31 protein-coding genes are annotated in these 26,238 nt (G+C 56.4%); 23 read left to right on the top strand and 8 right to left on the bottom strand.

What is annotated here, in order from left to right:
• Nucleotides 1-26: 26 nt before the first annotated feature.
• Nucleotides 27-986: a flagella biosynthesis regulator Flk gene (gene flk / locus ABLU88_RS05345; protein WP_025106658.1), complete on the bottom strand. Its 960-nt coding sequence runs from the start codon at nucleotides 984-986 to the stop codon at nucleotides 27-29.
• Between the two features lie 123 nt (nucleotides 987-1,109).
• On the opposite strand from flk, the gene pdxB reads away from it, so the two are divergent.
• From pdxB to hisP, 15 genes are all read left to right on the top strand, one after another.
• On the top strand, nucleotides 1,110-2,246 hold the full coding sequence (pdxB, locus tag ABLU88_RS05340) for a 4-phosphoerythronate dehydrogenase PdxB (RefSeq protein ID WP_009654654.1): 1,137 nt from the start codon (nucleotides 1,110-1,112) through the stop codon (nucleotides 2,244-2,246).
• A gap of 62 nt (nucleotides 2,247-2,308) precedes the next feature.
• On the top strand, nucleotides 2,309-3,322 hold the full coding sequence (locus tag ABLU88_RS05335; RefSeq protein WP_025106660.1) for an aspartate-semialdehyde dehydrogenase: 1,014 nt from the start codon (nucleotides 2,309-2,311) through the stop codon (nucleotides 3,320-3,322).
• Nucleotides 3,322-4,134, top strand: coding sequence for a tRNA pseudouridine(38-40) synthase TruA (gene truA / locus ABLU88_RS05330; RefSeq protein ID WP_009654666.1), 813 nt, complete (start codon nucleotides 3,322-3,324; stop codon nucleotides 4,132-4,134). The genes ABLU88_RS05335 and truA overlap by 1 nt, the downstream gene beginning before the upstream one ends.
• 27 nt (nucleotides 4,135-4,161) lie before the next feature.
• Nucleotides 4,162-4,821: a DedA family protein gene (locus tag ABLU88_RS05325; RefSeq protein ID WP_004123217.1), complete on the top strand. Its 660-nt coding sequence runs from the start codon at nucleotides 4,162-4,164 to the stop codon at nucleotides 4,819-4,821.
• A gap of 194 nt (nucleotides 4,822-5,015) precedes the next feature.
• Nucleotides 5,016-5,930, top strand: a complete 915-nt coding sequence (accD, locus tag ABLU88_RS05320; RefSeq protein WP_004870882.1) for an acetyl-CoA carboxylase, carboxyltransferase subunit beta — start codon at nucleotides 5,016-5,018, stop codon at nucleotides 5,928-5,930.
• A 72-nt stretch (nucleotides 5,931-6,002) separates the two neighbouring features.
• Nucleotides 6,003-7,271 (top strand): bifunctional tetrahydrofolate synthase/dihydrofolate synthase, encoded by a 1,269-nt coding sequence (folC, locus tag ABLU88_RS05315; protein ID WP_348836197.1) that lies wholly within the window; start codon nucleotides 6,003-6,005, stop codon nucleotides 7,269-7,271.
• Nucleotides 7,261-7,950, top strand: coding sequence for a cell division protein DedD (gene dedD / locus ABLU88_RS05310; RefSeq protein ID WP_025106662.1), 690 nt, complete (start codon nucleotides 7,261-7,263; stop codon nucleotides 7,948-7,950). The genes folC and dedD overlap by 11 nt, the downstream gene beginning before the upstream one ends.
• A 199-nt stretch (nucleotides 7,951-8,149) precedes the next feature.
• Entirely contained in the window at nucleotides 8,150-8,638 is a 489-nt protein-coding gene (gene cvpA, locus ABLU88_RS05305; RefSeq protein WP_004104143.1) for a colicin V production protein, read from the top strand.
• Between the two features lie 33 nt (nucleotides 8,639-8,671).
• Nucleotides 8,672-10,189, top strand: coding sequence for an amidophosphoribosyltransferase (gene purF / locus ABLU88_RS05300; protein WP_004123211.1), 1,518 nt, complete (start codon nucleotides 8,672-8,674; stop codon nucleotides 10,187-10,189).
• Between the two features lie 136 nt (nucleotides 10,190-10,325).
• Nucleotides 10,326-10,895, top strand: coding sequence for a UbiX family flavin prenyltransferase (locus tag ABLU88_RS05295; protein ID WP_004852887.1), 570 nt, complete (start codon nucleotides 10,326-10,328; stop codon nucleotides 10,893-10,895).
• A gap of 291 nt (nucleotides 10,896-11,186) precedes the next feature.
• Complete coding sequence (gene argT, locus ABLU88_RS05290) at nucleotides 11,187-11,969, top strand: lysine/arginine/ornithine ABC transporter substrate-binding protein ArgT (RefSeq protein WP_014230270.1); 783 nt, start codon at nucleotides 11,187-11,189, stop codon at nucleotides 11,967-11,969.
• 257 nt (nucleotides 11,970-12,226) lie between these two features.
• Complete coding sequence (gene hisJ, locus ABLU88_RS05285) at nucleotides 12,227-13,009, top strand: histidine ABC transporter substrate-binding protein HisJ (protein ID WP_348836196.1); 783 nt, start codon at nucleotides 12,227-12,229, stop codon at nucleotides 13,007-13,009.
• A gap of 75 nt (nucleotides 13,010-13,084) precedes the next feature.
• Nucleotides 13,085-13,771: a histidine ABC transporter permease HisQ gene (locus ABLU88_RS05280; protein ID WP_348836205.1), complete on the top strand. Its 687-nt coding sequence runs from the start codon at nucleotides 13,085-13,087 to the stop codon at nucleotides 13,769-13,771.
• The gene (gene hisM / locus ABLU88_RS05275; RefSeq protein ID WP_004852883.1) at nucleotides 13,768-14,484 is read left to right on the top strand and encodes a histidine ABC transporter permease HisM; all 717 of its coding nucleotides are present in this window, start codon (nucleotides 13,768-13,770) and stop codon (nucleotides 14,482-14,484) included. The genes ABLU88_RS05280 and hisM overlap by 4 nt, the downstream gene beginning before the upstream one ends.
• Before the next feature lie 7 nt (nucleotides 14,485-14,491).
• Nucleotides 14,492-15,265, top strand: a complete 774-nt coding sequence (gene hisP / locus ABLU88_RS05270; RefSeq protein ID WP_004852881.1) for a histidine ABC transporter ATP-binding protein HisP — start codon at nucleotides 14,492-14,494, stop codon at nucleotides 15,263-15,265.
• 41 nt (nucleotides 15,266-15,306) lie between these two features.
• Here hisP and ABLU88_RS05265 read toward each other — a convergent pair whose 3' ends face one another.
• The 6 genes from ABLU88_RS05265 to yfcG form a co-directional block, all read right to left on the bottom strand.
• Nucleotides 15,307-15,804, bottom strand: coding sequence for a GNAT family N-acetyltransferase (locus tag ABLU88_RS05265; protein ID WP_071957318.1), 498 nt, complete (start codon nucleotides 15,802-15,804; stop codon nucleotides 15,307-15,309).
• A gap of 67 nt (nucleotides 15,805-15,871) precedes the next feature.
• A complete protein-coding gene (locus ABLU88_RS05260; RefSeq protein WP_049079440.1) occupies nucleotides 15,872-16,438 on the bottom strand; it encodes a hypothetical protein in 567 nt (188 codons plus the stop codon).
• A 3-nt stretch (nucleotides 16,439-16,441) separates the two neighbouring features.
• On the bottom strand, nucleotides 16,442-16,696 hold the full coding sequence (locus ABLU88_RS05255; protein WP_032720494.1) for a hypothetical protein: 255 nt from the start codon (nucleotides 16,694-16,696) through the stop codon (nucleotides 16,442-16,444).
• A gap of 211 nt (nucleotides 16,697-16,907) precedes the next feature.
• Nucleotides 16,908-17,801, bottom strand: coding sequence for a TIGR01777 family oxidoreductase (locus ABLU88_RS05250; protein ID WP_025106667.1), 894 nt, complete (start codon nucleotides 17,799-17,801; stop codon nucleotides 16,908-16,910).
• A gap of 20 nt (nucleotides 17,802-17,821) precedes the next feature.
• Nucleotides 17,822-18,184 (bottom strand): dihydroneopterin triphosphate 2'-epimerase, encoded by a 363-nt coding sequence (gene folX / locus ABLU88_RS05245; RefSeq protein ID WP_004104107.1) that lies wholly within the window; start codon nucleotides 18,182-18,184, stop codon nucleotides 17,822-17,824.
• A 65-nt stretch (nucleotides 18,185-18,249) separates the two neighbouring features.
• A complete protein-coding gene (gene yfcG / locus ABLU88_RS05240; protein WP_025106668.1) occupies nucleotides 18,250-18,879 on the bottom strand; it encodes a GSH-dependent disulfide bond oxidoreductase in 630 nt (209 codons plus the stop codon).
• 209 nt (nucleotides 18,880-19,088) lie between these two features.
• On the opposite strand from yfcG, the gene yfcF reads away from it, so the two are divergent.
• Genes yfcF through yfcD form a run of 3 tightly spaced genes read left to right on the top strand, consistent with a single transcriptional unit; the run spans nucleotide 19,089 to nucleotide 20,954 of the window.
• Nucleotides 19,089-19,733, top strand: coding sequence for a glutathione transferase (gene yfcF / locus ABLU88_RS05235; RefSeq protein WP_014230263.1), 645 nt, complete (start codon nucleotides 19,089-19,091; stop codon nucleotides 19,731-19,733).
• A gap of 56 nt (nucleotides 19,734-19,789) precedes the next feature.
• Nucleotides 19,790-20,341, top strand: coding sequence for a phosphodiesterase (gene yfcE, locus ABLU88_RS05230; RefSeq protein WP_014230262.1), 552 nt, complete (start codon nucleotides 19,790-19,792; stop codon nucleotides 20,339-20,341).
• 58 nt (nucleotides 20,342-20,399) lie between these two features.
• Entirely contained in the window at nucleotides 20,400-20,954 is a 555-nt protein-coding gene (yfcD, locus tag ABLU88_RS05225) for an NUDIX hydrolase YfcD (RefSeq protein ID WP_004852867.1), read from the top strand.
• Nucleotides 20,955-20,958: 4 nt separating this feature from the next.
• Here yfcD and ABLU88_RS05220 read toward each other — a convergent pair whose 3' ends face one another.
• Nucleotides 20,959-21,978 (bottom strand): LacI family DNA-binding transcriptional regulator, encoded by a 1,020-nt coding sequence (locus ABLU88_RS05220; protein ID WP_004852866.1) that lies wholly within the window; start codon nucleotides 21,976-21,978, stop codon nucleotides 20,959-20,961.
• A 235-nt stretch (nucleotides 21,979-22,213) separates the two neighbouring features.
• Here ABLU88_RS05220 and ABLU88_RS05215 point away from each other — a divergent pair, with 235 nt between their 5' ends.
• The 5 genes from ABLU88_RS05215 (at nucleotide 22,214) to ABLU88_RS05195 (ending at nucleotide 26,194) form a co-directional block, all read left to right on the top strand.
• Nucleotides 22,214-22,657 (top strand): PTS sugar transporter subunit IIA, encoded by a 444-nt coding sequence (locus tag ABLU88_RS05215; protein ID WP_032750745.1) that lies wholly within the window; start codon nucleotides 22,214-22,216, stop codon nucleotides 22,655-22,657.
• Nucleotides 22,658-22,736: 79 nt separating this feature from the next.
• Entirely contained in the window at nucleotides 22,737-23,009 is a 273-nt protein-coding gene (locus ABLU88_RS05210; protein WP_004870916.1) for a PTS sugar transporter subunit IIB, read from the top strand.
• A gap of 20 nt (nucleotides 23,010-23,029) precedes the next feature.
• Nucleotides 23,030-24,421, top strand: coding sequence for a PTS ascorbate transporter subunit IIC (locus ABLU88_RS05205; protein WP_004852862.1), 1,392 nt, complete (start codon nucleotides 23,030-23,032; stop codon nucleotides 24,419-24,421).
• The gene (locus ABLU88_RS05200; RefSeq protein WP_014230259.1) at nucleotides 24,418-25,248 is read left to right on the top strand and encodes a transketolase; all 831 of its coding nucleotides are present in this window, start codon (nucleotides 24,418-24,420) and stop codon (nucleotides 25,246-25,248) included. Before ABLU88_RS05205 ends, ABLU88_RS05200 begins: the two co-directional genes overlap by 4 nt.
• A complete protein-coding gene (locus tag ABLU88_RS05195; RefSeq protein WP_348836195.1) occupies nucleotides 25,241-26,194 on the top strand; it encodes a transketolase family protein in 954 nt (317 codons plus the stop codon). Before ABLU88_RS05200 ends, ABLU88_RS05195 begins: the two co-directional genes overlap by 8 nt.
• The last annotated feature ends 44 nt before the right edge of the window (nucleotides 26,195-26,238 follow it).

The raw sequence follows: 26,238 nt of genomic DNA, 5'->3' as shown, positions 1-26,238 counted from the left end.
CCGGCATGCGGGCCGATGATATCTCCTTAAATCACCAGCCACAGCAGGGCAAGCACCACGATAGCTGCCAGCGCGATAACCCACGGTTTTTTCAATACCAGCCACGGTGAGGCGGGAGGCGCCTGAACCGGCGGGATCGCCAGCGTCTCCTGGGCTCTGGCGACCCTGAGCACGAAAATTTTGTTGAGCAGCGTCAGCAGCTGCGCCGCGCTGAGCGGCGTTTGCGCCGTCGCGTGCCAGTGGGTTTGGGCAAAATCCATCACTCTTTGCCATTCCGCGGCTTCAAGCGGCTGTTTTAATGCGGCCTGCAGCGAGGTCAGCGTCGGCGCAGCCTGCGAACTGAGCGTTTGCCGCGCATGTAGCCAGTACGAGAGGGGAGTGAAGTGGGTCGCCGGGATCAGCTCTCCGCTCTTGACGCCGCTTAGCTCCAGCATGGATTGCCAGATAAGCTTGCTGGACTCGCCGGTGGCCGCCGCGAGTTTGGTCACCTGCTGATTGAGCGTGTTGTGCTCCGCGGGCAGCAGCGGACGATGCGTTGGCGGGCGCTGCTGCGGCTGAGGAATCGAGAGCTGGCCGCTTTGCAGGAGCTGCAGAACATTCTCCAGCTGCGGCTGGGACAAGGCATGCAGGGCGGTTTGACCGTCATGCTGACGAATATAATCGCTGACCGCCTGGCGATTGTTGCCCTGATTCAGCAGCTCGCTCAGCTGCGCCAGGATTTGCCGACGGTGATGATTTTGCTGGGCGAGGATTAGGCGCTGGTTCAGGCTGTTCTCGGCGGCGGCAAAATGGCTTGCCAGCAGCGGCGCGTCGTTTTTCAGGCTCAGATCGTGTTTTACGCAGGCCCACACTTCCGCATTTTGCTGGGATGTTAAAGCCACCAGGCGCGTAATGAGCCGCTCAAGCGCGGTACGCTGCTGAGTGGTGAGCGGAGGTTCGCCTGAGCCCGGAGGGCGATCGGACATACCTGAAACGGGTTGCGTCATGATTAATCCTTTGCGTATTGCTGTACTAAATTACTGTACTAAGGGCCGGGTGGTGATGTTCCTGGCGGGCAGATTATGGCACACTTCCCCGGTTTACTCTCGCTCTCAGACAGGTACTGAACCGTGAAAATCCTCGTTGATGAAAATATGCCCTATGCGCGCGAGCTTTTTAGCCGCCTGGGGGAAGTGAAGGCCGTTGCAGGTCGCCCTGTCCCGGTTGAAGCGCTAAATGACGCCGATGCGCTGATGGTGCGATCCGTCACCAAAGTTAACGAAGCGCTACTTTCTGGCAAAGCGATCAAATTTGTTGGCACCGCGACGGCGGGTACCGATCATGTCGATCAGGCGTGGCTACAGCAGGCGGGAATCGGTTTTTCCGCGGCGCCGGGCTGCAACGCTATCGCGGTGGTGGAATATGTGTTTTCCGCGCTGCTCATGCTGGCCGAGCGTGACGGTTTTGCGCTGGCCGACCGTACCGTCGGGATCGTGGGCGTCGGCAACGTGGGCGGGCGTCTGCAAAAACGCCTTGAGGCGCTGGGAATCAAAACGCTGCTCTGCGATCCGCCGCGCGCCGATCGCGGCGACGAGGGGGATTTCCGCTCTCTTGACGAGCTGGTGCAGGACGCGGACATTTTGACGTTCCATACCCCGCTCTATAAGGAAGGGCAGTACAAGACGCTGCACCTGGCGGATGAGGCGCTGATTCGCCGCCTGAAGCCGGGGACGATTTTAATCAACGCCTGCCGTGGTCCGGTGGTGGATAACGCCGCGCTGCTGCAGCGGCTGCAGGCCGGGCAGGCATTAAGCGTGGTGCTGGATGTCTGGGAGCCGGAGCCGGATCTGAATACCGAATTGCTCAAGCGGGTGGATATTGGTACGCCGCATATTGCCGGCTATACCCTTGAAGGCAAAGCGCGCGGTACGACGCAGGTTTTTGAGGCCTACAGCGCGTTTATTGGTCATCCACAGCAGGTGGCTCTGGACACGTTGCTACCGGCGCCGGAGTTTGGCCGCATTACGCTGCACGGGCCGCTCGATCAGGCAACGCTAAAACGGCTGGCGCATTTGGTGTATGATGTGCGCCGCGATGATGCGCCGCTGCGAAAAGTCGCGGGCGCTGCGGGCGAGTTCGACAAACTGCGCAAAAATTATCAGGAACGCCGTGAATGGTCTTCGCTGTACGTACAGTGCAGCGATGCGCAGGCGGCGACGCTGTTGCGCCAGCTGGGCTTTAACGCCGTTCATCATCCTGTTCGTTAATATCATCTTAATGCTCCTGCTGGATAATCCGGCAGGGCCGCTTTTTTCTGGAGTACACCACCATGTCTGAAGGCTGGAATATTGCCGTACTGGGCGCAACGGGCGCCGTAGGCGAAGCCCTGTTCGAAACGCTTGCCGATCGTCAGTTCCCGGTGGGGGATATTTATGCGCTGGCGCGTAGCGATAGCGCCGGTGAACATCTGCGTTTTTCGGGCAAGTCGGTTATCGTTCAGGATGCGGCGGAATTTGACTGGACCCAGGCCCAGCTGGCCTTTTTTGCCGCCGGTGTAGAGGCCTCCGCCGCGTATATCGAAGACGCCACTAACGCGGGCTGCCTGGTGATTGATTTAAGCGGTCTGTTTGCGCTGGAGCCGGATGTGCCGCTGGTGGTGCCGGATGTTAACCCGTTCGTACTGGCGGATTACCGCAATCGCAACGTTATCTCGGTCGCGAATAGCCTGACCAGCCAGCTGCTGTCGGCGTTGAAACCGTTGATCGATCGGGGCGGCCTGGCGCGTATCAGCGTGACCAGCCTGCTTTCCGCTTCCGCTCACGGTAAAAAAGCGGTCGATGCCCTCGCGGGGCAGAGCGCCAAATTGCTTAACGGTATTCCGATCGACGAAGATGATTTCTTCGGTCGTCAGCTGGCGTTCAATATGCTGCCGCTGCTGCCCGATGGTGAAGGAAGCGTGCGTGAAGAGCGCCGTATCGTCGATGAGGTCCGCAAAATCCTGCAGGATGATGGCCTGATGATCTCCGCAAACGTCGTTCAGTCGCCGGTGTTTTACGGCCATGCGCAGATGGTGAGTTTTGAAGCGCAGCGTCCACTGGCCGCCGAAGAGGCGCGCGATGCCTTTAGCCTTGGCGAAGATATCGAACTGTCCGAGGAGGGCGAGTTCCCGACGCAGGTCGGCGATGCTTCCGGTAACGCCCGCCTCTCCGTCGGCTGCGTGCATAACGACTACGGTATGCCTGAGCAGGTGCAGTTCTGGTCCGTCGCCGATAACGTCCGTTTTGGCGGCGCGCTGATGGCGGTAAAAATCGCTGAGAAGCTGGTTCAGGAGTATTTGTACTGATGTCTGAGATGGAGCAGCCGCCGGTCTACAAAATCGCGCTGGGCATCGAATACGATGGCAGCAAGTACTACGGCTGGCAGCGGCAGAACGAAGTCCGCAGCGTACAGGAGAAGCTGGAAAAGGCGCTCTCGCAGGTAGCGAACGAGCCTGTTAACGTTTTTTGCGCGGGCCGTACGGATGCCGGCGTTCACGGTACCGGTCAGGTCGTGCATTTTGAAACCCGCGCGCAGCGTCAGGATGCCGCATGGACGCTGGGCGTAAATGCGAATTTGCCCGGCGATATTGCGGTGCGCTGGGTAAAGCCGGTTCCACCGGATTTTCATGCCCGCTTCAGCGCCACGGCGCGTCGCTATCGTTATGTTATCTATAATCATCGTCTGCGACCGGCGGTATTGAGCCGCGGCGTAACCCATTATTACCTCCCGCTGGATGCAGAGCGGATGCAGCGCGCCGCTCAGTGTCTGCTGGGAGAGAATGATTTCACCTCGTTTCGTGCGGTACAGTGCCAGTCGCGCACGCCGTGGCGCAACGTGATGCATATTAACGTCACCCGTTATGGTGCATATGTGGTGGTGGACATCAAAGCGAATGCCTTTGTACATCATATGGTAAGGAACATTGTCGGCAGTCTGATGGAAGTAGGTGCCGGTAACCAGCCAGAGAGCTGGATTGCAGAACTTCTGGCGGCAAAAGACAGGACGCTTGCCGCCGCAACGGCAAAGGCGGAAGGATTGTATCTGGTGTCGGTGGACTACCCGGCCCACTACGACCTCCCGGTCATGCCGATGGGCCCGCTGTTTCTGGCGGACTAACCGGGTTATTAAGGGCTAACGCAAACTATGGACCTGATTCACTTTTTAATTGATTTTATCCTGCATATTGATGTGCATCTGGCTGAGCTGGTCGCGGAGTACGGCATTTGGGTATACGCGATTTTATTCTTGATTCTGTTCTGCGAAACCGGCCTGGTGGTCACGCCGTTCCTGCCGGGGGATTCGCTGCTGTTTGTGGCAGGCGCGCTCTCCGCGCTGCCGACCAACGATCTCAACGTGCATTTAATGGTGCTGCTGATGGTCATTGCCGCGATTGTTGGCGATGCCTTGAACTACACGATTGGCCGGCTGTTTGGCGAAAAGCTCTTCAGTAATCCCAATTCGAAAATTTTCCGCCGCAGCTACCTGGATAAGACCCATAGCTTCTACGAACGCCACGGCGGTAAGACCATCATCCTGGCCCGTTTCGTGCCGATCGTCAGAACGTTTGCGCCGTTTGTGGCGGGAATGGGGCATATGTCCTATCGTCATTTTGCGATGTATAACGTTGTTGGCGCGCTGCTGTGGGTACTGTTATTTACCTACGCGGGTTATCTGTTCGGCGATTTGCCGATCGTCCAGGAAAACCTTAAGCTGCTGATCGTGGCGATTATCGTCCTGTCCGTATTGCCGGGCGTGATTGAAGTCATCCGCCACAAGCGGGCGGCGGCGAAACAGGCGAAATAACGCGGCGACGATCTTCGGGCGGTATGCCGCCGCCCGAAGAGTGAAGTGTGAGCGGTTCGACCACTTTTTTATCCCATGTTACGGGATGTTATGATTTAATGTGCAACATTCATGGTCTGTGAGGGGCAAAAATGGCATTATGCGCCCCTTGCGACAAAACTGGCATCGACCAGGTTCAGGTAGAAAGGTTATCAATGAGCTGGATTGAACGAATTAAAAGCAATATAACCCCCACCCGTAAGGCAAGTATCCCTGAAGGTGTATGGACCAAGTGCGACAGCTGCGGTCAGGTATTGTACCGCGCAGAGCTGGAGCGCAACCTGGAGGTTTGCCCTAAGTGCGATCACCACATGCGTATGTCGGCGCGCAACCGCCTGCATAGCCTGCTGGACGAAGGTTCCCTCGTGGAGCTGGGAAGCGAGCTCGAGCCGAAAGATGTGCTGAAGTTCCGCGATTCGAAAAAGTATAAAGACCGTCTGGCGTCCGCCCAGAAAGAGACCGGCGAAAAAGACGCGCTGGTGGTCATGAAAGGCACCCTGCATGATATGCCGGTTGTTGCCGCCGCTTTCGAATTCTCCTTTATGGGTGGGTCGATGGGCTCCGTGGTCGGCGCGCGCTTTGTTCGCGCGGTTGAGCAGGCTCTGGAAGACAACTGCCCGCTGATTTGCTTCTCCGCATCCGGCGGCGCCCGTATGCAGGAAGCGCTGATGTCGCTGATGCAGATGGCGAAAACCTCCGCTGCGCTGGCGAAAATGCAGGAGCGCGGCTTGCCGTATATCTCCGTGCTGACCGACCCAACCATGGGCGGCGTGTCTGCGAGCTTTGCGATGCTGGGCGATCTCAACATCGCTGAGCCAAAAGCGCTGATCGGCTTTGCCGGCCCCCGCGTTATCGAGCAGACCGTTCGCGAGAAGCTGCCGCCGGGATTCCAGCGCAGCGAGTTCCTGATTGAGAAAGGGGCGATCGACATGATCGTACGCCGCCCGGAAATGCGTCTGAAGCTGGCCAGCATTCTGGCGAAGCTGATGAACCTTCCGGCGCCAAATCCGGAACCTGCTCACGAAGGTGAGGTGGTGCCACCGGTACCGGATCAGGAACCAGAGGCCTGATAATGCAGAGGGCAGGCCTGACGGCGCTGCCCTTTTTTTTACGCGTAGTTATCCTAACTCTTGCCGGACATCATGGAAAAACAACCTATTCCTCAGGCCACGTCGCCCCTGGCTACGTGGCTTTCTTATCTGGAACATCTGCACAGCAAAACTATCGATCTCGGGCTGGCGCGCGTCAGCGAGGTCGCGCAGCGGATGGCGGTAATGAAACCTGCGCCGTTTGTCTTTACGGTGGCGGGGACCAACGGCAAAGGCACCACCTGCCGTACCCTGGAGTCGGTGCTGATGGCGGCGGGCTATAAGGTTGGCGTTTACAGTTCGCCGCATCTGGTGCGCTACACAGAGCGGGTGCGGGTGCAGGGCGAAGAACTGGCGGAGCTCGCGCATACGACCTCTTTTGCCGAAATTGAAGCCGCGCGCGGCGAGATTTCCCTGAGCTATTTCGAGTTTGGCACCCTCTCCGCGCTGTGGCTGTTTCAGCAGGCGCGGCTGGATGTGGTGATTCTTGAGGTGGGCCTGGGCGGTCGCCTGGATGCGACCAATATCGTCGATGCTGACGTGGCGGTGGTGACCAGTATTGCCCTCGACCATACCGACTGGCTGGGGCCCGATCGCGAAAGCATCGGCCGCGAAAAGGCGGGGATTTTCCGCCCTGGTAAACCGGCTGTCGTCGGCGAACCCGATATGCCGTTGACCATTGCTGAGGTGGCGAGCGAAAAAGGGGCGCGGCTCCTGCGCCGTGACGTTGACTGGCAGTATGACGCCAGTGAACAAGGCTGGTCTTTCCGCGATCGTCAGGGGGCGTTAAGCGATCTGCCGCTGCCGCAGATCCCGCTGCCGAATGCGGCAACGGCGATTGCGGCCTTGCGCGCCAGCGGGCTTAAGGTAAACGAGCAGGCGATGCGCGATGGCGTTCAAAACGCGATGCTGCCGGGGCGTTTCCAGATAATCAGCGATGCTCCCCGGACGATCCTGGATGTTGCCCATAATCCGCATGCGGCGGCCTATCTCGCCGGGCGTCTCAAAACCTTATCGAAAACGGGGCGCGTGCTGGCGGTTATTGGTATGCTGCATGACAAGGATATCGCGGGAACGCTGGCAAATTTACAGGCCGAAGTTGACGACTGGTACTGCGCGCCGCTGGAAGGTCCGCGCGGAGCCACGGCGGAGCAGCTGCTGGAACATTTGCGCGCAGGTAAAGTCTATACTAGCGTCGCTGAGGCGTGGCATGCCGCGATGGCGGACGCCGGGCCTGAAGATACGGTGCTGGTGTGTGGTTCATTCCATACGGTGGCGCATGTAATGGAAGAAATAGACGCGGGGAGAATCGGTGGCGAGTAAGTTTCAGAACCGTTTAGTCGGGACGATTGTGCTGGTGGCGCTGGGGGTGATTATCCTGCCAGGGCTGCTGGATGGTCAGAAAAAACATTATCAGGATGAGTTTGCCGCCATTCCGCTGGTGCCAAAACCGGGGGATCGCGATGAGCCGGATATGCTGCCAGCGGCGACCCAGGCGCTGCCTTCGCAGCCTCCTGAAGGGGCGGCGGAAGAGGTGAGGGCCGGCGATGCCGCTGCGCCATCGCTGGATCCGTCGCGGATACCGGTGAACAACAACAGTTTTGATGTGGTGCAGGAGCCGGTGGTCGCACCGAAACCACAGCCGAAACCTCAGCCGAAGCCGGTAGAGAAGCCGCAACCGCAACCACAGCAGCAGCAGGTTACGGCGCAGACGCCGCCCCCTAAACCGCAGCAGCAGGCTGAAATTCCGGCGCCAACCGGTAAAGCCTATGTGGTGCAGCTTGGGGCGCTGAAGAACGCCGATAAGGTTAACGAGATTGTCGGTAAGCTGCGCGCTTCCGGCTTTAAAGTTTACACGTCGCCTTCGACGCCGGTGCAGGGTAAAATTACCCGTATTCTCGTGGGGCCGGATACCTCGAAGGATAAGCTGAAAGGTCAGCTTGGTGAGCTGAAGCAGCTTTCGGGACTTAGCGGCGTGGTCATGGGCTACAGCCCGAACTAACTCTCTCTTTTTTAAAGGAGTAGAGTGCTGAAACCCCTGTCTGACGCGCCCTGAAGAGGCGAAAGACAGTATGGCGTTGAATGTTTTTTCAGCGCCATTTTTATTTCTGTAGGGCACGGAAATCCCTACGCAAACGTTTTCTTTTTCTGTTAGAATGCGCCCCGAACCGGACGACAGGGCGTAAAATCGTGGGACGTATATGGTCTGGATTGATTACGCCATAATTGCGGTGATTGGTTTTTCCTCACTGGTTAGCCTGATCCGCGGCTTTGTTCGTGAAGCTTTATCGCTGGTAACCTGGGGATGCGCTTTCTTTGTTGCCAGTCATTACTACACTTACCTGGCTGTCTGGTTCACGGGCTTTGAAGACGAACTGGTCCGAAATGGGATTGCTATCGCGATACTGTTTATCGCAACGCTTATCGTCGGCGCTATCGTTAACTTTGTGATAGGTCAGCTGGTGGAAAAAACCGGCCTGTCGGGAACCGACAGGGTGTTAGGGATCTGCTTTGGCGCCCTGCGCGGGGTGCTAATCGTCTCGGCGATTCTGTTCTTTCTCGATAGCTTTACCGGTATGGCGAAAAGCGAAGACTGGCAAAAGTCTGAGCTTATCCCGCAGTTCAGTTTCGTTATCAGATGGTTCTTTGACTATCTGCAGAGCTCGTCAAGTTTCTTGCCCAAAGCATAAGCGTTGGGATGTAGCTTAACGAGGAAAAGACGTATGTGCGGTATTGTCGGTATCGCCGGTGTTATGCCGGTAAACCAGTCGATTTATGACGCGTTAACGGTGCTTCAGCATCGTGGCCAGGATGCCGCAGGCATCATCACCATTGATGCGAACAACTGTTTCCGTTTGCGTAAGGCGAACGGTCTGGTGAGCGACGTTTTTGAAGCTCGCCATATGCAGCGTATGCAGGGCAATATGGGTATTGGTCACGTTCGTTACCCGACGGCTGGCAGCTCCAGCGCCTCCGAGGCACAGCCTTTCTACGTCAACTCGCCGTACGGCATTACGTTGGCGCACAACGGTAACCTGACTAACGCTCACGAGCTGCGTAAAAAGCTGTTTGAAGAAAAACGCCGCCACATCAACACCACCTCTGATTCCGAAATCCTGCTCAATATCTTCGCCAGCGAGCTGGACAACTTCCGCCACTACCCGCTGGAAGCAGACAACATTTTTGCGGCGATCGCCGCCACCAACCGCCAGATTCGCGGCGCTTATGCCTGCGTGGCGATGATTATCGGTCACGGCATGGTCGCTTTCCGCGACCCGAACGGCATTCGTCCGCTGGTGCTGGGCAAGCGCGATATCGGCGATGGCCGCACCGAGTATATGGTCGCTTCGGAAAGCGTGGCGCTGGATACGCTGGGCTTTGAGTTCCTGCGCGACGTGGCGCCTGGTGAAGCGGTATATATCACCGAAAAAGGCCAGCTGTTTACTCGCCAGTGTGCGGAAAACCCGGTCAGCAACCCGTGCCTGTTCGAGTACGTCTATTTTGCGCGTCCAGACTCCTTCATCGACAAAATTTCCGTTTACAGCGCCCGCGTCAATATGGGCACGAAGCTGGGCGAGAAAATTGCCCGCGAGTGGGAAGATCTGGATATCGATGTGGTCATTCCCATTCCGGAAACCTCCTGCGATATCGCGCTGGAAATTGCCCGCATCCTCGATAAGCCGTATCGCCAGGGGTTTGTTAAAAACCGCTACGTTGGCCGTACCTTTATCATGCCGGGCCAGCAGCTGCGCCGTAAGTCCGTGCGCCGTAAGCTTAACGCCAACCGCGCCGAGTTCCGGGATAAGAACGTGCTGCTGGTGGATGACTCCATCGTGCGCGGCACCACCTCTGAGCAGATTATCGAGATGGCGCGCGAAGCCGGGGCGAAGAAAGTGTATCTGGCCTCCGCTGCGCCGGAAATTCGCTTCCCGAACGTGTATGGCATCGATATGCCAACCGCCAATGAGCTGATAGCCCACGGGCGTGAGGTAGATGAGATCCGCCAGATCATCGGCGCCGATGGCCTGATTTTCCAGGATCTGGACGATCTGATTGACGCGGTGCGCGCGGAGAATCCGGATATTCAGCAGTTTGAATGCTCGGTGTTCAACGGTATCTACGTCACTAAAGATGTCGATCAGCAGTATCTGGACTATCTCGACTCTCTGCGTAACGACGACGCGAAAGCGGTTCAGCTGCAGAATGAAGTTGAAAACTTAGAGATGCACAACGAAGGGTAATCCTCTGTTTTGCTGAGAGCCCGCGGTCTGACGGCCGCGGGCTTTTTTATTTTCTCGCGCCAAATGCGGGTCCGCGGTTGCGTCGGAGACTATAATCCGGCAAAGTCTGCGCCATTGTGTGAAAGGGGCAATCATCGTGAAGCGACTCATTATCGGTATTTCTGGCGCCAGCGGCGCGATTTACGGCGTACGCTTGCTCCAGGTTTTGCGCGAAGTTTCGGATGTCGAAACCCATCTTATTTTAAGCCAGGCCGCGCGCCAGACGCTGGCGCTGGAGACGGATTTCTCCCTGCGCGAGGTGCAGGCGTTAGCCGACGTGGTGCACGATGCCCGCGATATCGCCGCCAGCATCTCTTCCGGCTCTTTTAAAACCGCCGGGATGGTGATTTTGCCATGCTCAATGAAGACCCTCTCCGGCATCGTTCATAGCTATACCGACGGGCTGCTGACCAGGGCGGCGGACGTGGTGCTTAAAGAGCGCCGGCCGCTGGTGCTGTGCGTACGGGAAACGCCGTTCCACCTTGGCCATTTACGGCTGCTGGTCCAGGCGGCGGAAATGGGCGCGGTGATTATGCCGCCGGTTCCGGCGTTTTATCATCGCCCGAAAAGCCTGGACGATGTGATCAATCAGACGGTCAATCGCGTGATCGATCAGTTCGATATCTCTCTTCCGCAAGACCTCTTTTCCCGCTGGCAGGGCGCGTAGGGCGCACTAAGATAGTGCGCTTTGTTCACATCCGCCTCCCTGCAGTGCAATTTTGTCGCCTCGATCAAATCCTCAACATTTAATTTGTTTTTTTGCGCTGCGGCACTGCGGTTTATCCGTTATTGCTGGTATCTTCCCTTTTAAGACAAACTTGCAACCTTTATTTAACATATTTAACGCCATTTCCAGCACGCACTGAGAAAATGGCATAAAACGTGCAAGATTTTGCCGGCAGTACAAATAACAAGATAACGCATCGCATAACAACATCACGACACTTAAGGGTAACCTATGAAGAAGACGGTCCTGGCTCTCTCTTTAATGATGGGAATTTGCAGCGCCTCCAGCGCGTTCGCCGCGCTGCCGCAGAGTATCCGCATTGGCACCGATGCCACCTACGCGCCTTTCTCTTCAAAGGATGCGAAAGGGGATTTCGTGGGTTTTGACATTGATTTGGGTAACGAGCTCTGTTCGCGCATCAAAGTAAAATGCACCTGGGTCGGCAGCGATTTCGACTCCCTGATCCCGTCGCTGAAGGCCAAGAAAATCGACGCCATTATCTCTTCGCTGTCGATTACGGAAAAACGCCAGCAGGAAATCGCCTTCTCTGACAAGCTCTACGCGGCCGACTCCCGCCTGATCGCCGCCAAAGGCTCGCCGATTCAACCGACGCTGGAATCCCTCAAAGGCAAGCATGTTGGCGTACTGCAGGGCTCCACCCAGGAGGCCTATGGTAATGAACGCTGGCGCAGCCACGGCGTGGACGTTGTGGCCTATCAGAATCAGGATTTGATCTACTCAGACCTTGCTGCGGGTCGCCTGGACGCCGCGTTGCAGGATGAAGTGGCCGCCAGCGAGGGCTTCCTCAAGCAACCTGCCGGTAAAGATTTTGCCTTTGCCGGTCCTTCCGTTAAAGACAAAAAGTTCTTCGGTGATGGTACCGGCATCGGCCTGCGTAAGGACGATAGCGAGCTGAAGGCCGCGTTTGATAAAGCGCTGGCCGACATGCGTAAAGACGGCACCTACGACAAAATGGCGAAGAAATACTTCGACTTCAACGTTTACGGTGATTAAGACGCCCGCTGGCCCGGACGCCGGGCCATGCGCATCCCTTTCTGTCTGATTTTGGTGCAGCTGCGCTTTTAGCGGATCAATTTGGTGCAGGAAATTGCGCACGCGATGTTAAAAAGTGCATAGTTAAGCGTTTCCGATGCGAAAAAATTTGCTTTCCGGCGCAGAATGCTTTGCCTTACCGGGGCGAATAATGGCACGATAACTGCCGTAAGTACTTCTAATAAATCCGTTAGAATGACAGTCTGTTGAGGATAGTTATGAAAAAACTGGCGTTGTCTCTCTCTTTAGCGCTGGCCCTTTCCAGCGTTTCCACTGTATTCGCAGCCATTCCGCAAAAAGCCCGTATCGGCACCGATCCTACTTATGCCCCGTTCGAATCGAAGAATGCGCAGGGTGAACTGGTGGGTTTTGACATCGATCTGGCAAAAGAGCTCTGTAAGCGTATCAATACGCAATGTACCTTCATTGAGAACCCGCTGGACGCGCTGATCCCTTCTTTAAAAGCGAAGAAAATCGACGCCATTATGTCTTCGCTTTCGATCACCGAAAAACGCCAGCAGGAAATTGCCTTCACCGACAAACTGTACGCGGCTGATTCACGCCTGGTCGTGAAAAAAGGCAGCGATATTACGCCAGACCTCGCGAAGCTGAAAGGCAAGCGCGTCGGTGTTCTCCAGGGTACCACCCAGGAAACCTACGGCAACGAGCACTGGGCGCCAAAAGGCATTGAAATCGTTTCCTATCAGGGACAGGACAATATTTATTCCGACCTGACTGCCGGACGCATTGACGCGGCGTTCCAGGATGAAGTCGCCGCCAGCGAAGGCTTCCTCAAACAGCCTATCGGCAAGGATTATCAGTTCGGCGGTCCGTCGATTAAAGACGAGAAGCTGTTCGGCGTCGGCACCGGTATGGGGCTGCGCAAAGAGGATAACGAACTACGTGAAGCACTGAATAAAGCCTTTGCCGAGATGCGCCAGGATGGCACCTACGACAAGCTGGCGAAGAAATATTTCGATTTTAACGTGTACGGCGACTAACCATCCCGCGTACCCCGTCGCGCGTTATTTTGCGCGCGATGGTTGATGACAGACAGGGCAGACAGGGCAGACAGCATGCTGTACGGGTTTTCACAGGTTATTTTTCAGGGCGCGCTGGTCACCCTTGAGCTGGCGTTAAGCTCGGTCGTTCTGGCGGTGCTTATCGGTCTGGGGGGCGCCGGGGCGAAACTTTCCAACAATCGTCCGTTGGCGTTGATTTTTGAAGGCTATACCACCTTAATCCGCGGCGTGCCCGATCTGGTGCTGATGCTGCTGATTTTCTACGGGCTACAGATTGCGCTCAACGGCGTAACCGATGCGCTTGGCCTGGCGCAGTTTGATATCGACCCCATGGTGGCGGGGATCATCACGCTGGGCTTTATTTACGGGGCCTACTTCACCGAAACCTTTCGCGGCGCCTTCCTGGCGGTGCCAAAGGGACATATTGAAGCGGCGACGGCCTTCGGCTTTAGCGGTGGGCAAACCTTTCGTCGTATTCTGTTTCCGGCAATGATGCGCTACGCGCTGCCCGGAATCGGCAACAACTGGCAGGTTATCCTCAAAGCGACCGCGCTGGTCTCACTGCTGGGACTGGAAGATGTGGTCAAGGCAACCCAGCTGGCGGGTAAAAGCACCTGGGAGCCGTTCTACTTTGCCATCGTCTGTGGCCTGATTTATCTGGTATTTACAACGGTTTCCAATGGTGTGCTGCTGATGCTCGAACGCCGTTATTCTGTGGGCGTGAAGAGGGCCGACCTGTGATTGATATTATTCAGGAGTACTGGAAATCCCTGCTGTGGACCGACGGCTATCGCTTTACCGGCGTGGCGATTACGCTCTGGCTGCTGATCTCTTCCGTGGTGATGGGCGGCATCCTGGCGGTTTTCCTCGCCATTGGCCGAGTGTCGAGCAATAAATTTATCCAGTTCCCCATCTGGCTGTTCACCTATATCTTTCGCGGCACGCCGCTGTACGTCCAGCTGCTGGTGTTCTATTCCGGAATGTACACGCTTGAGGTCGTCAAAGGCACAGAACTGCTGAACGCCTTCTTTCGCAGCGGCCTGAACTGTACGGTGCTGGCGCTGACGTTGAATACCTGCGCCTACACCACGGAGATTTTCGCCGGGGCGATTCGTTCAGTGCCGGCAGGCGAGATAGAAGCCGCCCGGGCGTACGGTTTTTCTTCGGTCAAAATGTATCGCTGCATTATTTTGCCTTCCGCGCTGCGTATTGCGCTGCCTGCATACAGCAACGAAGTGATTCTGATGCTGCATTCCACCGCGCTGGCTTTTACCGCCACGGTGCCGGATCTGCTGAAAATTGCCCGCGATATTAACTCGGCAACCTACCAGCCGTTTACCGCCTTCGGTATTGCCGCAGTACTGTATTTAATTATCTCGTATGTGTTGATTAGCCTGTTCCGCAGGGCGGAAAAGCGCTGGCTCCAGCATATCAAACCTTCTTCGACGCACTGAGAACGCCATGTCCGACAATAAATTAAATGTAATCGATCTGCATAAACGTTACGGCGAGCATGAAGTACTGAAGGGCGTCTCACTGCGGGCGAAAGCCGGAGACGTGATCAGTATTATTGGCTCATCCGGTTCCGGGAAAAGTACCTTTTTGCGCTGTATTAACTTTCTTGAGAAGCCCAGCGAAGGGACGATCGTTGTTAACGGGCAAAACATTGGCCTGGTTCGCGATAAAGACGGCCAGTTAAAGGTTTCTGATAAAAATCAGCTACGTTTGCTACGTACTCGCCTGACGATGGTATTCCAGCATTTTAACCTGTGGAGCCATATGACGGTGCTGGAAAACGTGATGGAGGCGCCGATTCAGGTGCTGGGCCTGAGTAAACAGGAAGCGCGCGATCGGGCGGTAAAATACCTGGCGAAAGTCGGTATTGATGAACGCCAGCAGATTAAATATCCGGTTCATCTCTCCGGCGGCCAGCAGCAGCGAGTTTCCATTGCCCGCGCGCTGGCGATGGAGCCCGACGTACTGCTGTTTGATGAACCGACGTCGGCGCTTGACCCTGAACTGGTGGGCGAAGTGCTGCGGATCATGCAGCAGCTGGCGGAAGAGGGGAAAACCATGGTCGTGGTCACCCATGAAATGGGCTTTGCACGCCACGTCTCCTCGCACGTGATCTTCCTGCATCAGGGCAAAATTGAAGAAGAAGGGCATCCTGACGAGGTTTTCGGCAACCCGAAAAGCCAGCGTCTGCAGCAGTTCCTGAAGGGCTCTTTGAAGTAAACACTGTCCAGCCCCCGGCGGAACACTCTCCGTCGGGGCGGCTAACGCTCCAGCCGATACACCCAGTCGTCATAGTCAATGCCGTTCAGATGGTACGCTTTTTCGAGCACCTGAATGCGGATAAAGCCGTGTTTTTCCAGCAGACGGGAAGAGCCCGCGTTACTGCCCAGCACCCAGGCATTTATTGCGTGAACGCCGAGCTGCTGAAATCCGTAGTCGCAAATCGCTTTTAGCGCTTCACTGGCGTAACCCTTCCCCTGAGCATCAGGCAGGAGAGCGTATCCGACATCCGCTTCGTGCGGATTTTTACCGCTGATGCGCAGGCCAATATCGCCAACCGCCGCGCCGCTGGCGTCGCGCAGTACGAATACGCCCGGGTCAGCGCAGCGTGATGCAAACAGCGTCCGCAGCGCCGGCTCCTCAAGAATCTCGCCCATATAGCGCATCACTTCCGGGTCTCGCCTTAAGCGCAGGAAAAAAGGCCAGTCGGATGAGTGAAACGGAGAGAGGCGCAGGCGCGGAGTGGTGAGTATTCTCATAAAGCGGTCCATAGCGGTGGATTATTCCGCCACCTTAACATCATAAAGCGCCGGAAGGGCAATGCGTCTAAGCAACCGTCGGACAAGCCCGGGGCTGATTTCCGAAGCCGCGCAGATAGCGCAGCACGGTGGTGCTCTCCGGCGTCGCCCTCAGTTGTAGCGCCAGGTTGAGGTTATCCAGAACTGTCGCGTGGGCGACCAGCGGTGAGTCTTCGGCAAGCCGTCCTTCCATCACCAGCCAGCCCACGACGGTTTTCCAGCGCCACAGCGGGGAGTTGCCTTTAACCCGCTGTACCGGCCCGGGAAACTGACCTGAGCCTCGTGCGCCATCTTTTAATAAGGCGACGGCCTGTCGCGTCAGGCCGGTAAGTTCGGCAATATCGCTTAAACCGACCAGCGCGGAATCGACGGATTCAACCCGCGCGTTCAGAGTCGATGCGGATTCGATATCGGCAATCGCTGACAGAATAGCCTGCTCAAGAGAGTCTCTTTCGCGATCGAACTCCAGATAGACCGCCGTTCCGTAAAAACAGACCAGGGCGTCAGCGCAGCCTGCGGCATGCAGCGCATCTTCCAGACCCACGGTACGAGCAGTTACGCCGGATAGGGTGAGCGTAAAATTATACAGCGCCATGGTTTAATCCTTCTTGTGGTTAATCTGACCCGAGGCAGGCGGCTGGCAGCGGTCGACCATTCTGATAATTTGCCTGGCGTGGTTAATGGGTACCGCAGGCGTTGACCAGATGCTCATCATATGTTCCCGGTGCCGGGCTGTCCCACACATCAACCTGCCAAAACAGTGAGCGCTTTTGCCGCCAGTGATAAAAATCCAGTCTCGTGCCAGCGCGTAGTCAATAGCTGCTCTGATATGTTTATCCGGATGTTCCTTCATCAATTCGTCCTGGTAATGCTGAATAAGTTGTTGACGAATGTCAACGGTGTGATGGTGTTAAATTACACACAGGGGTTATGGCAGAGTGAAAGGCATATCACTGGAATGCGATTCACAGTTAAGGGGACACAGGACGGGTGATTTTTGCGCGCTGCGAGGCGGGTTCCATAAATTAATCAGGGAGAGCGATACTCTCCCTGATGGAGCTGGACTACCGCAGCACGTTGGCCAGCGCTTCTTCCAGATCGTACCAACGAAAGCCAAATCCGGCGGCTTCCAGGCGTTTAGGCAGCGCGCGCTGGCCGCCGAGTACCAGAACGGAAGATTCACCCATCAGCAGGCGAATGGCCGCCGCCGGGACGCGGAAAATGGCAGGGCGATTTAGCGCATGCCCCAGCGCGTGGGCGAACTGCTCGTTGCGCACAGGGTAAGGGGAAACCATATTAAACGGCCCCCGCAGGTCGTTATCCAGCAGCCAGAGAATACCGTTGACCATGTCGTCGATGTGGATCCACGCCAGATATTGCCTTCCGCTACCGATAGGGCCGCCGAGGCCAAGCTTAAAGGCCGGCGTCATTTTGGCCAGAATACCGCCTCGCGGCGCCAGCACCACGCCGGTACGCAGCAGGCAGACGCGGGTGCGATCGCTCTGCGCTTCGCAGGCGATTTGCTCCCAGCGGGCGCAAAGCTTGTGGGTAAACTCGTTGTGCGGCGGCTCCTCTTCGGTTACCACGACTTCACCGAGGTCGCCATAATAACCGGCGGCGGAGCCGCTAATCAGCACCGAGGGCGGCGTATCGCTGGCGTTGAACAGCGTGACCAGCTTTTGGGTGGTATCCCAGCGGCTGTGGCAGAGACGCTGTTTCTGCTCCGCCGTCCAGCGCTTATCGGCGATCGGCTCGCCGGCCAGATTAATGACGGCATCAATGCCGTTGAGGTTCGCCTGATGCTCGAAATCGCGCCACAGGGTGACGCGCGAATCGAGGCGGCTTTTGGCCTTTTCAGGGCTGCGCGTAGAAACCGTTACGTGATGTCCAAGCTCCAGTAGCCGGGGGATCAGATGGCGACCAATCAGGCCGGTACCGCCAGTAAGCAGAACGTTCATAGCGCCTCCCTAAGATGCGTCTAGCGCCGCCAGCTCATCGTCATGGATACCGAATCGGCGTAGCGCAGCGCATGCAGTTTATCGATCTCTACTTCAGCATATGTGACCCAGTGATGTTCGCGTGCGATGTCGAGCACATCCTGAGTTAATTTTTCCAGCAGAGAGAAGCGGTTATTCTCAATATGGCTAATAATGCGCTTGGTGATGGTGCGGTAGTTCAGCGCATCGTTAATATCTTCGCTGTTGCGTGATTTTTCCGCCGGGTAGTGGATCGCGACGTTAACCACCACGTCCTGGCGGTTGGCGATCTCTTCCTCTTTAATTCCGATAAAAGTACGCAGGCGCAGGTTCTTAATTCGAATAATGGCGTCTGGTTGAGACATGGCAGGCTTCCTCCGTGTAGTAATTTCCGCAATCATACATCAAAGCTTCCCGGGCGAGCAGGGGGTTAATGGGCTTCTGTTTTCAGAAGCGCTTCAACGGTGGCCGGGCGCTGGCGAATGCGTTCAAACCAGTTATGCACCGCCGGGAAATTGGCAAGGTCGATACGCTGGCGCTGATGGGCATTCACCCACGGCCAGCAGGCGATATCGGCGATGCTGTAGTGATTGCCGCCAAGCCAGGGACTCTCGCCAAGGCGCCGATTGAGCACGCCATACAGGCGCTGCGTTTCCACCTGATAGCGCTCAATGGCGTAGGGCACCGCCTGCGGAGCAAAGTGGTTGAAGTGATGATTTTGTCCGAGCATCGGCCCCAACCCGCCGACCTGCCAGAATAACCACTGTAGGGTGACGTGGCGCTCGCGGAGCTCGCCGCTCAGTAATTTTCCCGTTTTTTCAGCCAGATAGAGCAGGATGGCGCCGGATTCAAACAGGCTTAATGGGCCACCACCGTCGGCGGGAGCGTGGTCAACGATCGCCGGGATCTTGTTGTTGGGTGAGATCGCGAGAAACTGCGGATGAAACTGTTCCCCCTTGCCGATATCCACCCGGATGAGGCGATACGCCAGCTGCGCTTCTTCGAGGAATAACGTGATTTTGTGGCCATTAGGAGTGGGTGCGTAGTAAAAATCGATCATGAAAATTCCTCGCCGTCACAGGTCGCAAACTTTTCGAGTATAGGTGAACTGGCATCATCCGACAGGTTTGCCTCATCCTGGATGACTTTCGCCGATCGCGTTCACCCCCTGAGAAGTATGTAAGATCCTCAGCGTGGCGGTCAGTGACATCATCTGAAAGACAGGATATGTTGGCGTATCGCCCCATTACATTAGCCATTGAGGATGCTATGAGCCAGCCCGCGATTACCCTGTGGTCCGACGCCGATTTTTTCTCGCCATATGTGATGTCCGTATACGTTGCCCTGCAGGAAAAGAGCCTGCCTTTTACCCTGAAAACCGTTAACCTCGACAGCGGCGAACATTTGCAAAGCGGCTGGAAAGGCTACAGCGCGACGCGTCGCGTACCGCTGCTGGAGATCGGGGAATTCTTCCTGAGCGAATCCTCCGCGATTACCGAATATCTGGATGAGCGCTTTGCGCCCCCGGAATGGGAGCGGCTTTACCCGCATGACCTGCAAAAGCGCGCGCGGGCGCGTCAGGTGCAGGCCTGGCTGCGTAGCGATTTAATGACGATTCGCGAAGAGCGCTCCACGGACGTGGTCTTTGCCGCAGCAAAGAAACCTCCGCTCAGCGAAGCCGGGAAAAAAAGCGCCGACAAGCTGTTTGCAACGGCTGGCGTTCTGCTGTCCCATGGCGGGCAGAATCTATTTGGCGAATGGTCCATTGCCGATACCGACCTGGCGCTGATGCTCAATCGCCTGGTCCTGAACGGCGATGAGGTTCCCGCCGCGCTGGTGGATTACGCCACCTTCCAGTGGCAGCGGGCGTCGGTTCAGCGCTACGTCGCACTCTCAGCCAAACGCGCGGGCTGATAAGCGCCAGCGGTTCCGTTATCATAGCGGCATCGTAATGCGTGGAGATGAAATGTATGAAGCTGATGTTTGCCTCGGATATCCACGGCTCTCTGCCTGCCGCTGAACGCGTGCTTGCGCTGTTCGCGCGCAGTGGGGCGCAGTGGCTGGTTATCCTCGGCGATGTGCTCAATCACGGGCCGCGTAACGCCCTTCCCGAAGGCTATGCGCCGGCCCAGGTCGCGGAGGCGCTAAATAGCGTGGCGGAGCGGGTGATTGCCGTACGCGGCAACTGCGACAGCGAAGTCGATCAAATGCTGCTGCGGTTCCCCATTACCGCCCCCTGGCAGCAGGTTTTGAGCGCGCGAACCCGTCTGTTTCTGACCCACGGGCATCTGTATAGCCCCGAAAATTTGCCTCCTCTCGCCGCTGGCGATGTGCTGGCTTATGGCCATACTCATATTCCGGTTGCCGAGAAACGCGGCGAGATTTTTCTCTTCAATCCCGGCTCGGTCAGCATCCCTAAAGGGGGATTTACCGCCAGCTACGGTCTTCTGAACGAGGGGCAATTGCAGGTTTTAGCACTCGATGATAATCAGGTTATTGCAGAGGTCGCAATTTACCCGTAATTTACCCCTCAACCGTATAGACGCGCCGCAAGAGCGCTTTAAAAAGTAAGGTTTCCTGATGGCGGAACAGAATCATTTGGCAAGCACAGAATGGGTCGATATTGTTAATGAAAACAATGAGGTGATAGCACAGTCCAGCCGCGAACAAATGCGTGCGGAGTGCCTGCGTCATCGAGCGACCTACATTGTTGTTCATGATGGGATGGGCAAAATCCTGGTGCAGCGTCGTACCGAAACAAAAGATTTCCAGCCGGGTATGCTGGACGCCACCGCCGGCGGCGTGGTGCAGGCTGACGAGCAAATGCTGGAATCCGCGCGCCGTGAGGCGGAAGAAGAGCTCGGTATTGCCGGCGTGCCTTTTGCTGACCACGGGCAGTTCTACTACGAAGATAAACACTGCCGCGTCTGGGGCGGCCTGTTTAGCTGCGTATCGCACGGCCCGTTCGCGCTGCAGGAAGAAGAAGTGAGCGAAGTGTGCTGGCTGACGCCGGAAGAGATCACCGCCCGCTGCGATGAGTTCACTCCGGACTCATTAAAAGCGCTGGCGCTGTGGATGACCCGCAATGCGAATAATGAGTCAGCAAAAAGCGAAAAGCAGGAAGAGGCTGAGTAGTTTTCTAACAGCTGTCCCTCATGCATAAACTGGACGCGATGGGCTTTCTGTCGCTCCAGTTTCCCTCAGTAAGACGCTCCAGAAGGGCGCGCCCGGCTTCTATACCAATCTTATGGTGCGGTACCGCCATGGTCGTTAACGGCGGCTGGCAGACCCGGCTCACGTCGCTGTCGCCAAAACCGACGACGGCTAAATCATCCGGTACCTTTATGCGCCGACGCTGACATTCATACAGCGCTCCGCATGCCAGCTCATCGGAAACGCAAACCAGCGCATCCAGCTCCGGCCATGCCAGCAAAAACTCCGGCAGCTGTGAAGCGCCGGTGGAAAAGTTGGCGGGCAGCGCGGCGTTAATTACCCGGTTAGGCGACATATGATGGCGCAGCATGGCTTTATACCACCCCTGCAAATGCTGCTGAAAAATCCACTGTTCCTGATTGGCGCACAGCAGACCGATATTCTGATAGCCGCGGTGGATAAGCATCTCGGTCAGCTCGAACATCGCCGCTACGTTATCAATGCCAATATTCATGTCGATCGGATCGGCGCGCATTGCGCCCATCTCCACCACCGGAATCGAGGCGTTCTTCAGCCAGTGGCGTACGGTATCGCTGTGTTCAACGCTAAGCAGAATGGCGGCGGCGATGTTAGAGGCCAGCAGCGTTTCCAGCAGCTTTTCTTCCTGCTCCAGACGGTGCAGCGATTCTGCCAGCATGATTTGATACCCTGCCGGCTGTAATACCTGCTGAAGCCCGGCAAACATCGCCGAACAGCCCGCCTCTGCAAGATTTGGCACCACCATCGCGATGGTTCTTGAGGAGGCAGACGCCAGCGCGCTGGCGGCGAGATTAGGCATGTACCCTAGCTCTTGCACCGCCGCTTCGATTTTTTCACGTAGCTTATCGGAAACCTGTTCCGGCGTGCGAAGGGCGCGGGACACGGTCATGGTTCCCACACCAGCCAGCTGAGCAACATCGGCGATCGTGACTTTACCGGTACTACGCCGTTTTCGGGTTAGAGACATACATATTCCTGCTAAACAGACGTTTTTATTATCATCCATTACTTCACGTGTCAGGGAGTATACGCCTTAAACGGGCCTTTTTGCTGCGTTTTGATGGGATGATTACGAATTGATAGCGCTATCACAAATCTGAATGTTCAGCATTGGTAGCGCTATCTTTGTGATCGTTCTCGCAGATAACTATTGGCTGCTTGCATAAAGTTTGCCCATCTTTTGCTAAAAGAGGCGGGACAAAATGCTCAAGACTTGGCTCTCTGATGCCACCATCGCGCTGCGGCAAAGCGTAGAGACCTGGCCACAGGCGCTGGACATCTGCGCCCGGCCGCTGCTGAAGGCCGACGTTATCGAACCTGCCTACGTGACGGCCATCGTGGAGCAGCACCAGCGGCTCGGGCCGTACTACGTGCTGGCCCCGGGACTGGCGATGCCGCATGCGCGGCCTGAGGAGGGCGCGAAGGGCCTGGGGCTGTCGCTGTTGAAACTGCAACAAGGGGTATCGTTTGGCTCTGAGGAGTTCGACCCGGTTGATATTATCATTATGCTTGCGGCGCCGGATAAACATAGCCATATCGAAATGATTTCTGCCCTGGCGGAATTATTTTCCAGCGATGAAGATATGAATAAATTACATCAGGCAACCAATATTGAGGAGATAAAAACGATCATCGCGCGCTACTGATTCAATTTTATTATCCGGCTTATAACCCATTACGCGCCTGCGTGATGCGGACGTACTCTACCCAAAAAAGGTGATAACAATGAAAATTATGGCAATTTGCGGCTCTGGCCTGGGCAGTAGTTTTATGGTTGAGATGAATATAAAAAAAGTGCTTAAAAAACTCGATATCGAGGCCGAGGTAGAGCACTCCGATCTGTCGTCGGCAACGCCGGGCGCGGCGGATTTATTCGTGATGGCAAAAGACATTGCCGCCAGCGCCAGCGTGCCGGAAAGCCAGCTGGTGGTGATTACTAACATCATCGATATTAACGAACTCGAAGCGCAGCTGCGCGCGTGGTTCGCCAGACAATAATTATTGATAGCGAGGTGGATATGTTTATCCTTGAAACGCTGAATTTTGTTGTTGATATTCTAAAAGTACCCTCGGTGCTGGTCGGTTTAATTGCGTTAATTGGTCTGGTAGCGCAAAAGAAATCTTTCTCCGATGTCGTCAAGGGAACCATTAAAACAATTCTGGGTTTTATTGTTCTTGGCGGCGGCGCGACGGTATTAGTCGGTTCGCTGAATCCGCTGGGGGGCATGTTTGAACATGCTTTTAATATTCAGGGCATTATTCCTAATAATGAGGCGATTGTTTCTATTGCCCTGGAAAAATACGGTGCTTCAACCGCGCTGATTATGGCGTTCGGGATGGTAGCGAATATTGTGGTCGCCCGGTTTACGCGTCTGAAGTATATCTTCCTGACCGGTCACCACACTTTCTATATGGCCTGTATGATCGGCGTGATTCTTACCGTGGCGGGTTTCGAAGGCGTCGGGCTGGTCTTTACCGGCTCCCTGATCCTCGGGCTGGTGATGGCGTTCTTCCCGGCGCTGGCCCAGCGCTATATGAAACGTATTACCGGCACGGATGATATAGCTTTCGGCCATTTCGGCACCCTGGGCTATGTGCTGTCGGGTTGGATCGGTAGCGTCTGCGGTAAAGGATCGCGTTCAACTGAAGAGATGAACCTGCCGAAAAACCTGAGCTTCCTGCGCGACAGCTCCATCTCCATTTCGCTGACCATGATGATCATTTATCTGATTATGGCGGTGAGCGCGGGGCGCGAGTACGTGGAAAGCACCTTTAGCGGAGGCCAGAACTATCTGGTTTACGCCATCATTATGGCGATTACCTTCGCCGCCGGGGTGTTCATCATCCTGCAAGGGGTACGTCTGATCCTCGCGGAAATCGTGCCGGCCTTTACCGGATTTTCAGAAAAGCTGGTGCCCAACGCCCGTCCGGCGCTGGACTGCCCGGTCGTTTACCCCTACGCGCCCAACGCGGTGCTGATTGGCTTCCTGTTTAGTTTCCTCGGCGGTCTGGTCGGGCTGTTCCTCTGCGGGCAGTTTAAATGGGTGCTGATCCTGCCCGGCGTGGTGCCGCATTTCTTTACCGGCGCGACCGCAGGGGTCTTTGGCAACGCCACCGGCGGGCGGCGCGGGGCGATGATTGGCGCGTTTGCCAACGGCCTGCTGATCACCTTCCTGCCGGTGCTGCTGCTGCCGGTACTGGGGGCGATTGGCTTTGCCAACACCACTTTCTCGGATGCAGATTTCGGCGCCGTGGGTATCGTGCTGGGTAACCTGGCCCGCTACCTGTCGCCCTTTGCGATTACCGGCCTTGTTGTGGCGTTGTTTGTGCTGCTGGTGGCGTACAACGTTTTTGTGAAAAAGAAACCTGTGGGCGGCGGCGCGCAGGAGAACAGCGGAGCGAAATCATGAATGTGCAAGAAGTGACTAACCTGGCGCGGGACATTCGCGTCGCTACCCTGAAATCGCTGACGGACCTCGGTTTCGGCCACTACGGCGGCAGTATGTCGGTCGTGGAGACGCTGGCGGTACTGTACGGCGCGGTGATGAAAATTGATCCCGCGGACCCGGACTGGCCAGAGCGCGACTACTTTGTGTTATCAAAAGGTCATGCCGGCCCCGCGCTGTACAGTACGTTAGCGATTAAGGGGTATTTCCCGATGGAGGAGCTGAGCACACTAAACCAGAACGGTACGCGGCTGCCAAGCCATCCGGACCGGCTGAAAACGCGTGGGGTGGACGCCACTACGGGCTCGCTGGGGCAGGGGATTTCCATCGCCGGCGGCATGGCGCTGTCGCATAAGCTGGCGGGGCGGGCGAATCGCGTGTTCTGTATCGTTGGCGACGGCGAGCTGAATGAAGGCCAGTGCTGGGAGGCCTTTCAGTTTATTGCCCATCACCGTCTGAATAATCTGACCGTGTTTGTTGACTGGAACAAGCTACAGCTTGACGGCAGGCTGGATGAAATCATTTGCGCTTTCAACCTGGAGGATAAATTCCGCGCCTTTGGTTTTGATGTTGTCACCGTCAAAGGTGATGACATCCCCGGGCTGCTGGCCGCGGTTCAACCCGTACCTCCCGTCGATGCGCGCCCGCGCGTGGTTATTCTCGATAGCGTGAAAGGCCAGGGCGTGCCGTATCTCGAGAATCTCAGTAATAACCACCATTTACGCCTGACGGCGGAGATGAAAGAGACGCTAAACGAGACGATTCGCCAACTGGAGGCTGAACATGATTAAGGTTGCACCCGCAGGGCAAAAAGATGCCGTAGAGATGCGTAAAGTCTATGCCGGATTCGTCGCGCAGCAAATTGAAGCCAGGAGCCCGATTATCGCGCTGGAAGCGGATCTGATGAACTCCATGGCGATGGATGGCGTCGCGCGGGAGCATCCGCAGCACGTCATCAACTGCGGCATTATGGAAGCCAACGTGATCGGCACCGCCGCCGGGCTATCGTTGACCGGACGCAAGCCGTTTGTCCATACCTTTACCGCTTTCGCCAGCCGCCGCTGCTTCGACCAGCTGTTTATGTCGCTCGATTATCAGCGGAATAACGTCAAGGTGATCGCCTCTGACGCCGGGGTGACCGCCTGCCATAACGGCGGAACCCATATGTCGTTTGAAGATATGGGGATTGTGCGCGGTCTGGCCCATTCGGTGGTGCTGGAAGTGACCGATGCGGTGATGTTTGAGGATATTCTGCGGCAGCTTATCGATCTCGACGGTTTTTACTGGGTACGCACGATCCGCAAACAGGCGCCGAGCGTGTACGCGCCGGGCTCAACGTTTACCATCGGCAAAGGGAATGTGCTGCGCGAAGGCGACGACATCACCCTGATTGCCAACGGGATCATGGTGGCGGAAGCCCTTGAGGCGGCGCGTCAGCTTGAGCAGGAAGGGGTCAGCGCGGCGGTGATTGATATGTTTACCCTGAAGCCCATCGACCGCATGCTGGTGAAAAATTATGCCGAGAAAACCGGGCGTATCGTGACCTGTGAAAACCACAGTATTCATAACGGGCTGGGATCGGCGGTGGCGGAAGTACTGGTGGAGACCTGCCCGGTTCCGATGCGTCGCGTGGGGGTGAAAGAGCGCTACGGCCAGGTGGGAACACAGGAGTTTTTGCAGAAGGAGTATGGCCTGACGGCGCATGATATTGTCTCGGCGGCGCGAGAGCTGCTGTAAATAAAAAAGGCGACCATCCGGTCGCCTTTTTGCATGCAGCGGGC

The organism is Klebsiella sp. GW_Kp182 (assembly GCF_040062275.1).
Taxonomy (GTDB): Bacteria; Pseudomonadota; Gammaproteobacteria; order Enterobacterales; family Enterobacteriaceae; genus Klebsiella; species Klebsiella michiganensis.
This window is presented reverse-complemented; position numbering and strand designations above follow the sequence as displayed.

Excerpts from the sequence above, each read along its gene's own strand:
- flk (WP_025106658.1), bottom strand. The coding sequence starts at position 986 with ATGACGCAACCCGTTTCAGGTATGTCCGATCGCCCTCCGGGCTCAGGC.
- ABLU88_RS05335 (WP_025106660.1), top strand. The coding sequence starts at position 2,309 with ATGTCTGAAGGCTGGAATATTGCCGTACTGGGCGCAACGGGCGCCGTA.
- truA (WP_009654666.1), top strand. The coding sequence starts at position 3,322 with ATGTCTGAGATGGAGCAGCCGCCGGTCTACAAAATCGCGCTGGGCATC.
- ABLU88_RS05325 (WP_004123217.1), top strand. The coding sequence starts at position 4,162 with ATGGACCTGATTCACTTTTTAATTGATTTTATCCTGCATATTGATGTG.
- accD (WP_004870882.1), top strand. The coding sequence starts at position 5,016 with ATGAGCTGGATTGAACGAATTAAAAGCAATATAACCCCCACCCGTAAG.
- folC (WP_348836197.1), top strand. The coding sequence starts at position 6,003 with ATGGAAAAACAACCTATTCCTCAGGCCACGTCGCCCCTGGCTACGTGG.
- cvpA (WP_004104143.1), top strand. The coding sequence starts at position 8,150 with ATGGTCTGGATTGATTACGCCATAATTGCGGTGATTGGTTTTTCCTCA.
- purF (WP_004123211.1), top strand. The coding sequence starts at position 8,672 with ATGTGCGGTATTGTCGGTATCGCCGGTGTTATGCCGGTAAACCAGTCG.
- argT (WP_014230270.1), top strand. The coding sequence starts at position 11,187 with ATGAAGAAGACGGTCCTGGCTCTCTCTTTAATGATGGGAATTTGCAGC.
- hisJ (WP_348836196.1), top strand. The coding sequence starts at position 12,227 with ATGAAAAAACTGGCGTTGTCTCTCTCTTTAGCGCTGGCCCTTTCCAGC.
- ABLU88_RS05280 (WP_348836205.1), top strand. The coding sequence starts at position 13,085 with ATGCTGTACGGGTTTTCACAGGTTATTTTTCAGGGCGCGCTGGTCACC.
- hisP (WP_004852881.1), top strand. The coding sequence starts at position 14,492 with ATGTCCGACAATAAATTAAATGTAATCGATCTGCATAAACGTTACGGC.
- ABLU88_RS05265 (WP_071957318.1), bottom strand. The coding sequence starts at position 15,804 with ATGAGAATACTCACCACTCCGCGCCTGCGCCTCTCTCCGTTTCACTCA.
- ABLU88_RS05260 (WP_049079440.1), bottom strand. The coding sequence starts at position 16,438 with ATGGCGCTGTATAATTTTACGCTCACCCTATCCGGCGTAACTGCTCGT.
- ABLU88_RS05255 (WP_032720494.1), bottom strand. The coding sequence starts at position 16,696 with ATGAAGGAACATCCGGATAAACATATCAGAGCAGCTATTGACTACGCG.
- ABLU88_RS05250 (WP_025106667.1), bottom strand. The coding sequence starts at position 17,801 with ATGAACGTTCTGCTTACTGGCGGTACCGGCCTGATTGGTCGCCATCTG.
- folX (WP_004104107.1), bottom strand. The coding sequence starts at position 18,184 with ATGTCTCAACCAGACGCCATTATTCGAATTAAGAACCTGCGCCTGCGT.
- yfcG (WP_025106668.1), bottom strand. The coding sequence starts at position 18,879 with ATGATCGATTTTTACTACGCACCCACTCCTAATGGCCACAAAATCACG.
- yfcF (WP_014230263.1), top strand. The coding sequence starts at position 19,089 with ATGAGCCAGCCCGCGATTACCCTGTGGTCCGACGCCGATTTTTTCTCG.
- yfcE (WP_014230262.1), top strand. The coding sequence starts at position 19,790 with ATGAAGCTGATGTTTGCCTCGGATATCCACGGCTCTCTGCCTGCCGCT.
- yfcD (WP_004852867.1), top strand. The coding sequence starts at position 20,400 with ATGGCGGAACAGAATCATTTGGCAAGCACAGAATGGGTCGATATTGTT.
- ABLU88_RS05220 (WP_004852866.1), bottom strand. The coding sequence starts at position 21,978 with ATGTCTCTAACCCGAAAACGGCGTAGTACCGGTAAAGTCACGATCGCC.
- ABLU88_RS05215 (WP_032750745.1), top strand. The coding sequence starts at position 22,214 with ATGCTCAAGACTTGGCTCTCTGATGCCACCATCGCGCTGCGGCAAAGC.
- ABLU88_RS05210 (WP_004870916.1), top strand. The coding sequence starts at position 22,737 with ATGAAAATTATGGCAATTTGCGGCTCTGGCCTGGGCAGTAGTTTTATG.
- ABLU88_RS05205 (WP_004852862.1), top strand. The coding sequence starts at position 23,030 with ATGTTTATCCTTGAAACGCTGAATTTTGTTGTTGATATTCTAAAAGTA.
- ABLU88_RS05200 (WP_014230259.1), top strand. The coding sequence starts at position 24,418 with ATGAATGTGCAAGAAGTGACTAACCTGGCGCGGGACATTCGCGTCGCT.
- ABLU88_RS05195 (WP_348836195.1), top strand. The coding sequence starts at position 25,241 with ATGATTAAGGTTGCACCCGCAGGGCAAAAAGATGCCGTAGAGATGCGT.